The sequence below is a fragment of the Roseospira navarrensis genome, assembly GCF_009601025.1.
Classification (GTDB): Bacteria; Pseudomonadota; Alphaproteobacteria; order Rhodospirillales; family Rhodospirillaceae; genus Rhodospira; species Rhodospira navarrensis.
In genome coordinates, this window is sequence record NZ_WIVE01000020.1 from 50,326 (window position 1) to 60,069 (window position 9,744).

The following is a 9,744-nucleotide window of genomic DNA, read 5'->3' on the forward strand; positions in this document are numbered from 1 at the left end:
GGCCTCACGGCGGCGGGTCCTCCGTCGTGACCGGCAGGGTGACCCGAAAGCGCGCGCCCGTGCCGGGGGGGCTGTCGTCCAGGGTGAGGTCGCCGTGCATGCGGTGCATGATGCCCCGGCTGATGGCGAGTCCCAGCCCGGCGCCCTTCTCCCCCGCGCGGGTCCAGGTGGCCGAGAACAGCGAGAACACCCGGTCCCGGTCCGGCGGCGCGACGCCCGGGCCGTTGTCGGAGACGACGGCCTCGTAGGAGACGCCGTCCACGACCCGGCTTTCCACCGCGATCTCGACCGGGTCCTTGTCGTTGTGGCGCACGGCGTTGGACAGCAGGTTGATGAACACCTGCCGCAGCCGGTCCGGGTCGGCCGCCACCCGCACCGGCCCGGCCTGAGCACCCACGGTGATGCGCACGGCGGCGGCGCCGCGCAGCCCCTCGCAGGTCTGCACCGCCTGATCCAGCACGGCGTCGGGTTCGATGGGCTCCAGGTTGATGGGGATTTCGCCGCGTTCCACCACGCGCATGTCCAGGATCTCGTCGAGCAGGCGGGTCAGCCGCAGGCTCTCGTCATGGATGATGGTGACGAAGCGGCGGGCCTGCTCGCTCTCCAGGTCGTCGGAGGTGCGCAGGATCTCCGAGAACGACCGGATGGCGGTCATGGGGGTGCGCACCTCGTGGCTGACCTGGCCCAGAAAGTCGTCCTTCTGGCGGTCGATCTCGCGCAGGCGGGCGTTGGCCTCGCGCAACTGGCGGGCGGTGGTCTCCAGTTCCTCCGACTTGCGCTCCAGCGCCTGACTGTAGCGCATGATCCGCGCGGTCTCGTCGGCGATGCTGACCAGCTCGTCGATGCTGACCTCCTCGCCGCCGGCCACCTGGGCCATCATGGCCCGGGCCGACGCGCCGCCCACGCTGCCCGCCAGCCGGCGTTCCAGGTCCTCGATCAGCTCCGGGGTGGGCAGCGGCAGGCCCTGCGCCAGCCCCTGGCGGCGGGCGAAGGTCTCGAACAGGTCGTGCGCCGGGGCCGCGCCCAGGATGCGCTGGGCGAGAATGAACAGGTCCTCGCTGGTGGCGGTGCGGTGGAAGCGCGGCCCGGCCGGCTCCGCGCCCAGGCCGCCGCCCCGGAACACGTCCACGAACTGGCGCGCCTGCAGCCATTCCAGCGGGCGCGGCGCGCGGCTCAGCGAGCCCAGGATGAACAGCAGGGTGTTGGCGGTCAGGCTCCAGAAGGTGGCGTGCACCAGGGGGTCCAGACCGTCCAGGCCCAACAGCGCCTCGGGCTTCAGCACCCCGATCCCGAACGGGCCATACAGCAGGGTCTCCGGGCCGAGCGGGCCGCCGTCCTCCAGGCTGGGCAGGCCGAGGGTGTACATCCACACCACGAACCCGGCCCCCAGCCCCCACAGCGCGCCGCGTCCGTTGGCCTGCGGCCAGTACAGCCCGCCGATGATGCTCGGCAGGAACTGGGCCACGCCGACGAAGGCGATCAGGCCGATGGCGGCCAGGGCGTCGGACTGCCCGCTGACGCGGAAATAGAGGAACCCGAACAGGATCAGCGTGCCGATGGCGATGCGGCGCGAGGTCAGCAGCAGCCCGCGCACGTCTCCGCTCGCCCGGGTGCGGTGGCGGAACAGCCGCACGGCCAGCGGGGCCACGATGTGGTTCGAGACCATCGTGGACAGGGCGATGGACGAGACGATAATCATCGATGTCGCCGACGAGAACCCGCCCAGGAAGGCCAGCAGGGCCAGCGCCTCGGCCTCCGCCTGCAACGGCAGGGTCAGCACGAACATGTCCGGGTCGCCGTGGCCCGGCAACAGCGTCATGCCGGCGATGGCGATCGGCAGCGTGAAGACCGACATCAGGAACAGATAGGCCGGGAACAGCCACGAGGCGGTGGCCAGGTGGCGTTCGTTCTCGTTCTCCACCACCACCACCTGGAACTGCCGGGGCAGGCAGACGACCGCCGCCGCCGACAGCACGATGAGCGTGATCCAGCGCGGCCCGAACACGTCCTCGGAATGCAGGTAGCCCTCGGGCGCGTGGGCGAACAGGTGGCCCGGTCCCTCGAACAGCCCGAAGACGACGAACACCCCCACCGCCACCAGCGCCAGCAGCTTGACCAACGCCTCCAGGGCGATGGCGGCGACCACGCCGTGGTGGCGCTCGTTGGCGTCCAGGGTGCGGGTGCCGAACAGGATGGTGAAGGCCGCCATGCCGACCGCGACCCAGAAGCCGGCGCGGAAGTCGATCCGGTCCAGCGGAATGCCGGCGATCACCTGATAGCTGGTGGTGACGGCCTTGAGCTGCAGCGCGATGTAGGGCGTGGCCGCCGCCACCGCGATCAGGGTGACCAGGACGCCCAGCACCTCGCTCTTGCCGAAGCGCGACGAGATCAGGTCGGCGATGGAGGTGATGTGGTAGACGCGGCCGATCCGCACCAGCTTTCGCAGCAGCAGCCACCAGCCGACGAACATCAGCGTCGGGCCCAGGTAGATGGTCACGAACTCCAGGCCGCCGCGCACCGCCGAGCCGACGGCGCCGTAGAACGTCCAGGACGTGCAGTAGACCGAGATCGACAGCGTGTAGACGATGGGCGAGCGCAGCCAGCGCATCCGGTTCTGGGCGGCGCGCCGGTCCACGATCCAGGCCAGGGCGAACAGCAGCGCCACATAGGCCAGCGCGGCGATGAGCGCGAACTCGACCGCCTCGGTCATCATGCGTCGTCCTCCGGCGCGCTCCGCAACGCCGCCGCCGTCAGCGCGGCGGTGACGATCAGCAGCGCCCAGACCCCGAACAGGTACAGGACGATCGCCGGAATGCCCCACAGCATGCCGCCGGGCACGGTCAGGGCGACGATGGGCGGCATCAGCAGCAGGGTGCCGAACACGGGCAGCAGGATCGCCAGATCCCGCCAGCGTCGGGGCGCGGTTCCGGGCGGGCCCGGCGGATCCAAAGGCGCGGCGGCGCCGGCCGCGCGGTCCGGGTCGGACTCACCGGCGGGCGCGGGCGGTCTCACGGCGCGGCCAACTGGCGCGCCGCCCGCACCACGTCCTGGTTGGAGAACGGCTTGGCGATGAACACGCTCGCCCCCATCTGCTCGGCCATCTGGCGGTCGCGGGCCTGGCCCTTGGCGGTCAGCATCAGCACGGGCACCGCGGCCAGCGCCGGATCGGCGCGCACGGCCTTCAGCACGTCGAACCCGCTCAGGGTGGGCAGCATCACGTCCAGGATCACCAAGCCGGGCGCGTCCGCCTCCTTCAGGCGGTCGAGCGCGTCCTGACCGTCCCGGGCGGTGACGATGTCATAGCCCTCCCGGCCCAGAATGAAGACCAGCGATTCCAGAATGCTCGGTTCGTCCTCGGCAATCAGCAGGCGCGTGGCCAAGCCTCTTCTCCCCGTGTTCCTTCGCGAACCGCCGTAACCCGGCGTGTTGGCGCCATGTTAGCGGGATGGGGGAGGGATGACAAAGGGCGTGCGCGTCAGATCGGACCAAGCCTCTCCCCAGCAGCAGGCGTGATCGAAGCCCGGCACCACCCGCGCCGTGTCGCCGCGCCCCAGGCGCTCCAGCACGCCGCGCGCCAGATCGGGCGGCACGATGCGGTCCTCGGCGCCGATCCAGTGGCGCTGGTCCGGCAGGCGGGCCAGGGCGGCCCGGGTGTCGGGCGGCAGCGGGGGCAGGGGGGTGACCCCGTGATGGGCGGTCCAGGCGGCGGGGTCGAGCACGCCGGCCACGGTCTCCAGCGTCGTGACGTCGTGCCGCGCCGCTGCGAGCCGGGCGGCGATGTGCGCCCCGCCCGAGTAGCCCACCAGGCGGAGGGTTTCGGCCCCGGTACGTTGGCGCAGGTCGTCCAGGGCGGCGTCGGCCAACCGGACCGCTTCATCGGAAAAGCGCTCGGTGGTCCACAGCGCGACCGTGCAGGCGGCCGGGCGGTGGTATTGGCACGGACGGGCCAGAGCGGCGACCGCCGGTGCGGGGTCGGCCAGGGCGAGGCCCAGGCCCACCGGACGGGCCGGCGTGGGGTCGGCGGGCGGGCGGTCCCGGCGCGGCCAAGCGGCGCCGTCGCCCTCGATCACCACGGTCAGGGTGCCGCCCTCGGGGACGGTCCCGGGCCGCAGCCAGGCGACCAGCGGCAGGGCCGGGTCCCCGACCGTCAGGCGCTCGAACCCATGCGCGCGGGCCTGGGCCTCCAGCGTGGCGCGGTCGGGCACACCCGACCCGGTGGCGCAGGCGGCCAGCAGCCCGGCCACAGCCAGGGCAAGCCACCAGGCCGGGCGGGCGTTGTACTCCCGCCCGGACCGTTCATCCCTGTCGCAAGAAAAAACGGTCCGGACGGGGCTGCAAGCCCCGTCCGGCACACGCCCGTCTGTCCGTGCACCGCTTTGAGATGTGTGAACGTGATAAGCGGTAGGGGGGAGGGTGGGAGGGGGCAAGGGCGGCACTTGATGGGTTTGCGTGTCCGGGCCTTTGCCTCTCCCCACCCCTCCCCTTGCCAGGGGAGGGAGTCCGGACAGCACGCGTCGAGGACGCGGCGCCCCGACCATCCGAAGGCACCAGACGGACGCAGGCGGCGTGCCGCGCACGGCCCTGGGCGCCCGCCCGCGCCGACGGATCATTCCGCCGCCCGGGCCGGGGCCGGGGGTTCCCACCGCAGCACCGGGGTGCGGGCCGCCTTGGTCTCGTCCAGGCGTCGGCGCGGGGTGTGGCGCGGGGCCTCGGTGAAGAACGCCGCGTCCCCGGCCCTGGCCTTGGCGGCCAGCGCCAGCACGGCGTCGCAGAAGGCGTCCAGGGTCTCGCGGCTTTCCGTCTCCGTCGGCTCCATCAGCATGGCGCCGTGCACCACCAGCGGGAAGTACATGGTCATGGGGTGGAAGCCCTCGTCGATCATCGCCTTGGCGAAATCGAGCGTGGACACCCCGGTGCCCTTCAGGAAGCGGTCGTCGAACAGGGCTTCGTGCATGCACGGTCCCTCGAACGAGGCCGTGAGTGTGTCGCCCAGGCGGGCCATCAGGTAGTTGGCGTTCAGCACCGCATCGCCCGAGGCCTGCCGCAGGCCGTCGCGGCCCAGGCTCATCATGTAGGACAGGGCGCGCACGAACACGCCGAACTGGCCGTGGAAGCCCTTCATGCGGCCGAAGGGCTGCATGTCGCCCTCGATGTGCTCGATCAGCCGGACGCCGTCGCCCTCGGCCACCACGTGCGGCAGGGGGGCGAACGGGGCCAGGGCGGCGCTCAGCACCGTGGGGCCGGCGCCCGGGCCGCCGCCGCCGTGCGGCGTGGAGAACGTCTTGTGCAGGTTGATGTGCATGGCGTCCACGCCGAGGTCGGCGATCTTCACCCGGCCGACGATGGCGTTGAAGTTGGCGCCGTCGAGGTAGAAGTACGCCCCGGCGGCGTGCACGGCCTCGGCCAGCTCCACCATGTCGCGCTCGAACAGGCCGCAGGTGTTGGGGTTGGTCAGCATCACCCCGGCCACGGTGTCGTCGAGCGCCGCCTTGAACGCCGCCACGTCCACCCGGCCGGTTGCGTCGCCGGGGATGCCGCGCACCTTGAAGCCGCACAGGGCGGCCGTCGCCGGGTTGGTGCCGTGCGCCGAGTCCGGCACCAGCACGGTGCGGCGATGGTCCTCGCCCCGGGCGTCCAGGGCGGCGCGCACCGCCTGCATGCCGCACAACTCGCCGTGGGCCCCGGCGGCGGGCGAGAGCGCCACCGCTTCCATGCCCGTCAGGCCGAGCAGCCAGTCCGACAGATGGTGCATCACCGCAAGCGCGCCCTGAACGGTGGCCTGCGGCTGGAACGGATGCAGGTCGGCGAACCCGGGCAGGCGCGCCATGCGCTCGTTCAGGCGCGGGTTGTGCTTCATGGTGCACGACCCGAGCGGATAGAACCCGGCGTCGATGGCGTAGTTCTTCTGCGACAGCCGGGTGTAGTGGCGCACCACTTCCGGCTCGCTCAGGCCCGGCAGGCCGATGGCGCCGCTGCGGGCCAGCCCGCCCAGACGGTCCGGCTTGTCGGCGGGGTCGGGCAGGTCCACGCCGCACTTGGCCGGGCTGCCCTGTTCGAAGATCAACGGCTCCTCGATCACGAGGCCGCGGTTGCCGGTCACGGTGGCCATGTCGCCGGTCATCGCAGAACCTCCGTCAGGGCGTTCGCCAGGGCGTCGATGTCCTGGGTCTCGGTGGTCTCGGTGGCGCACAGCAGCAGGGCGTCCGCCAACTCCGGATAGTTGGGGTGGAAGCGCGACAGCGGCACGCCGGCCAGGATGCCCCGCTCCGCCAGGGTCTCGACGATCCCGGCGGCGTCGTGGCCCGGCAGACGCACCAGCACTTCGTTGAAGAACTGGCGGGTCATGACCTGCAGGCCGGGCACCTGCTCCAGGCGCTCCACCATCTCCACCGCCTTCATGTGGTTCAGGCGCGCGAGCTTGGTGAACCCGGCCTCGCCCAGCAGCGTCATGTGGATGGTCCAGGCCAGCGCGATCAGCCCCGAGTTGGTGCAGATGTTGGACGTGGCCTTTTCGCGGCGGATGTGCTGCTCGCGCGTGGACAGGGTGAGCACCCAGCCGCGCCGGCCGTCCTCGTCCACGGTCTCGCCGGCCAGACGGCCCGGCATGTGGCGGACGAACTTCTTGCGGCTGGCGAACAGGCCCACGCCCGGGCCGCCGAAGTTCAGCGGGCTGCCGATGGCGTGGCCCTCGCCGACGACGATGTCGGCCCCCATTTCGCCCGGCGGCGTGACCAGCCCCAGCGAGACCGGCTCGGCCACCGCGACGACCAGCAGCGCGCCCAGGGCGTGGCACTCGGCCGCCAGCGCCGACAGGTCGGCCAGATTGCCGAAGAAGTCCGGGTTCTGGACGATCACGCAGGCGGTTTTTTCCGACACGCGGCCCATCAGGTCCTCGATCCCCAGCGGGTTGGGGTCCAGCACCTCGGTGGCGATGTCGGTGTAGCGCAGGAACGATTCCGTGACCGCGCCGTAGTGCGGATGCACGCCGCCCGAGACCAGCACGTGCTTGCGTCGGGTGATGCGGCAGGCCATGGCGGCGGCCTCGGCCACGCCGGTGGCGGCGTCGTACATGGAGGCGTTGGCCACCTCCATCCCCGTAATCAGCGCGACCTGGGTCTGGAACTCGAACAGGGTCTGCAGGGTGCCCTGGCTGACCTCGGGCTGATAGGGCGTGTAGGCGGTCAGGAACTCGCCCCGCTGGATCAGGTGGTCCACCGACGCCGGGATGTGGTGGCGGTAGGCCCCGGCCCCCAGGAAGCACGGCACCGATCCGGCTGGCACGTTGCGGGCGGCCAGCGCGGAGAGCTGGCGTTCCACCGCCATTTCGGTGGCATGGGGGGGCAGGGCGTCGAAGCCCTCGGGCGCCGTCCAGGCGGCGGCGGGCACATCGGAAAACAGGTCATCGACCGAGGCGGCGCCGATGCGCGCCAGCATGGCGCGGCGGTCCTCGTCGGTCAGGGGCAGGTAGCGCATGGGGCGGAGTCCTTGGACAGGATAAACGAAGCCGACCGTCCCGCATCGGATCGCCGGGGCGCCGTCTCGCGCGGTGCGGCGGTCCGATGCGGGGGCCTGTGGTATTCGGTCCAGGATCGCTCCTGGTTTGCTTTGGCGGTCGGAGCGCCGGTCGGGATCAATCGAGGCTGGCGACGAACGCGGCGTAGGCGGCCTCGTCCATCAGGTCGTCCAGTTCGCTCGCATCGTCCAGCGACATGCGGAAGAACCAGCCGTCGTCCATGGGCGAGTCGTTGACGGTGGCCGGGGTTTCGGCCAGGTCGGTGTTGCCTTCGGTCACGGTGCCGGTGACCGGCGCATAGACCTCGCTGGCGGCCTTGACCGATTCGATCACGGCGGCCTCGTCGCCCTTGGCCAGCACCTTGCCGGCCTCCGGGACCTCGACGAACACCACGTCGCCGAGCTGTTTCTGCGCGTAGTCGGTCACGCCCACGGTGGCGGTATTCCCGTCCACGGCGACCCATTCGTGATCCTCGGTGAAGTACAGCGTGCTCATGATGGCGAAAACCCCCTGTTGTCGGATGAGTTTGGGTCTGGTGGCACCGGCTCAGCCCCGGTGCTGACGCGGCGGCGTGAAGGGCAGGGCGACGACGCGAGCCGGCAGCGCGCGGCCGCGCACCATCAGCTCGACGGCCGTCCCAGGCTCGGCCAGGGCCGTCGGGACGTAGCCCATGGCGATCGGACCCTCCACGGTCGGACCGAATCCGCCGCTGGTGATCGTGCCCACGGCATCGCCGCCGGGCGCGTGGATGGCCGTGCCGGCGCGGGCGGGTGCGCGGCCCTCGGGGCGCAGCCCGACCCGCTTGCGCGGCGGACCGTCCCGCAGGTGCTCCAGGATGTGCGCGGCGCCGGGGAAGTCCCCGGTCTCGCGCCGGGCCTTGCCGATGGTCCAGGCCAGATCGGCTTCGACCGGCGTGGTCGTGGTGTCGATGTCGGACCCGTACAGGCACAGCCCCGCCTCCAGGCGCAGCGAATCGCGCGCGCCCAGGCCGACGGGTTCCACGGCCTCATGCTCCAGCAGGGCGCGGGCCAGCCGCTCGGCCCCCTCGGCCGGCACGCTGATCTCGAAGCCGTCCTCGCCGGTGTAGCCGGAGCGGGTCACGAAGCAGTCCCGGCCCAGGATCTCGACCGCGCGGGCATCCATGAAGCGCATGTCGGCGACCACCGGGGCCAGCCCGGCCAGCACCGCCGCCGCCTCCGGCCCCTGCAGGGCGAGCAGCGCGCGGTCCGTCAGTTCGAGGATCTCGACGTCCGGCAGGTGGGCGCGCAGGTGGCTGATGTCGGCCGCCTTGCAGGCCGCGTTGAGCACCGCGAACAGGTGGCTGCCGGCGTTGGCCACCATCAGGTCGTCCAGGATGCCGCCGTCGTCGCGCGTCAGCAGGGTGTACTTCTGTCGGCCCGGCTTGAGCGGGCGGATGGCGCCCGGCACCAGCCGTTCCAGGGCGCCGGCCGGGTCGTCGCCCGTGATGTGGACCTGACCCATGTGCGAGACATCGAACAGCCCCGCGCGGGCGCGGGTGTGCAGGTGCTCCTTGAGCACGCCGGCGGGGTACTGCACCGGCATGGCGTAGCCGGCGAACGGCACCATCTTCGCGCCCAGCGATCGGTGCAGGGCGTCGAGCGGGGTGGTGCGGAGGGAGTCGTCGGACGGAGTGGACTCGGACACGATGGCGGTTCCCTTGTCACAGCGGGCGGCGCGGGCCGCCTCTTCGAGAGTCAGCGCCACCGGCGTGATGCCGGCGGTCGTCTGCCCCCCTCTGTCATGGAACCTGAAAGATTGACCGCGCCGGCACGAATCCCGGCGACGGCTTTCATCTTCGGTGAGGCCCCGCCGTGGCGGCAGGGGCCCGCTTTCCAGAGTCCCGCGTGCCGCGCGGTCCTTTTGCCTGAGAGTTTCCGGGGGCGGTTGCTCCTTCGGCGCCGGGGCCGGCCTCCCATCGGGGGGCGCGGTCCGGTCTCTCCCACGCGGACGGTCCGGGTATCTGCTTTCAAGAATAGGGATGCCGGGCGCAAGGTCAACCGGGCAGGCGGACAGGGCAACAGGTTCCGGGTCACGGGATCGCGCCGGCCGGTATCAGTCGCTGCGCTCCTTCAGGATTGTCTGTTTGATTTGTGGCATTGTGGAGATGCCGGGTTGCGGGGCCCCGGGTGGCCACCCGGGGCCCCGCACCGGATCGTGTGATCGTCTCAGGATGGGGTCTTTGCCCGTTGTCATCGTGATCCGCGATCCGG

At 71.6% G+C, this 9,744-nt stretch carries 8 protein-coding genes and 1 riboswitch; all 8 genes read right to left on the minus strand.

Features of this window, described 5'->3' with window-relative positions:
* Nucleotides 1–4: 4 nt before the first annotated feature.
* Nucleotides 5–2,713 carry a sensor histidine kinase gene (locus tag GHC57_RS08255; protein ID WP_246152212.1) on the minus strand — a complete coding sequence of 903 codons (2,709 nt, stop codon included), beginning with the start codon at nt 2,711–2,713 and terminating at the stop codon, nt 5–7.
* Nucleotides 2,710–3,012, minus strand: coding sequence for a hypothetical protein (locus GHC57_RS08260; RefSeq protein WP_153343069.1), 303 nt, complete (start codon nt 3,010–3,012; stop codon nt 2,710–2,712). The genes GHC57_RS08255 and GHC57_RS08260 overlap by 4 nt, the downstream gene beginning before the upstream one ends.
* Nucleotides 3,009–3,380, minus strand: coding sequence for a response regulator transcription factor (locus GHC57_RS08265; protein ID WP_153343071.1), 372 nt, complete (start codon nt 3,378–3,380; stop codon nt 3,009–3,011). Before GHC57_RS08265 ends, GHC57_RS08260 begins: the two co-directional genes overlap by 4 nt.
* A 57-nt stretch (nt 3,381–3,437) precedes the next feature.
* The gene (locus GHC57_RS08270) at nt 3,438–4,244 is read right to left on the minus strand and encodes an alpha/beta hydrolase (protein WP_153343073.1); all 807 of its coding nucleotides are present in this window, start codon (nt 4,242–4,244) and stop codon (nt 3,438–3,440) included.
* Nucleotides 4,245–4,606: 362 nt separating this feature from the next.
* A complete protein-coding gene (gcvPB, locus tag GHC57_RS08275; protein ID WP_153343075.1) occupies nt 4,607–6,121 on the minus strand; it encodes an aminomethyl-transferring glycine dehydrogenase subunit GcvPB in 1,515 nt (504 codons plus the stop codon).
* The gene (gcvPA, locus tag GHC57_RS08280; protein WP_153343077.1) at nt 6,118–7,473 is read right to left on the minus strand and encodes an aminomethyl-transferring glycine dehydrogenase subunit GcvPA; all 1,356 of its coding nucleotides are present in this window, start codon (nt 7,471–7,473) and stop codon (nt 6,118–6,120) included. Before gcvPA ends, gcvPB begins: the two co-directional genes overlap by 4 nt.
* Before the next feature lie 157 nt (nt 7,474–7,630).
* On the minus strand, nt 7,631–8,008 hold the full coding sequence (gene gcvH / locus GHC57_RS08285) for a glycine cleavage system protein GcvH (protein ID WP_153343079.1): 378 nt from the start codon (nt 8,006–8,008) through the stop codon (nt 7,631–7,633).
* Between the two features lie 51 nt (nt 8,009–8,059).
* Nucleotides 8,060–9,178, minus strand: a complete 1,119-nt coding sequence (gene gcvT, locus GHC57_RS08290; protein WP_170294761.1) for a glycine cleavage system aminomethyltransferase GcvT — start codon at nt 9,176–9,178, stop codon at nt 8,060–8,062.
* 198 nt (nt 9,179–9,376) lie between these two features.
* Nucleotides 9,377–9,486: riboswitch (glycine riboswitch) on the minus strand.
* Between the last annotated feature and the right edge of the window lie 258 nt (nt 9,487–9,744).

Excerpts from the sequence above, each read along its gene's own strand:
- gcvPB (WP_153343075.1), bottom strand. The coding sequence starts at position 6,121 with ATGACCGGCGACATGGCCACCGTGACCGGCAACCGCGGCCTCGTGATC.
- gcvPA (WP_153343077.1), bottom strand. The coding sequence starts at position 7,473 with ATGCGCTACCTGCCCCTGACCGACGAGGACCGCCGCGCCATGCTGGCG.
- GHC57_RS08255 (WP_246152212.1), bottom strand. The coding sequence starts at position 2,713 with ATGATGACCGAGGCGGTCGAGTTCGCGCTCATCGCCGCGCTGGCCTAT.
- gcvH (WP_153343079.1), bottom strand. The coding sequence starts at position 8,008 with ATGAGCACGCTGTACTTCACCGAGGATCACGAATGGGTCGCCGTGGAC.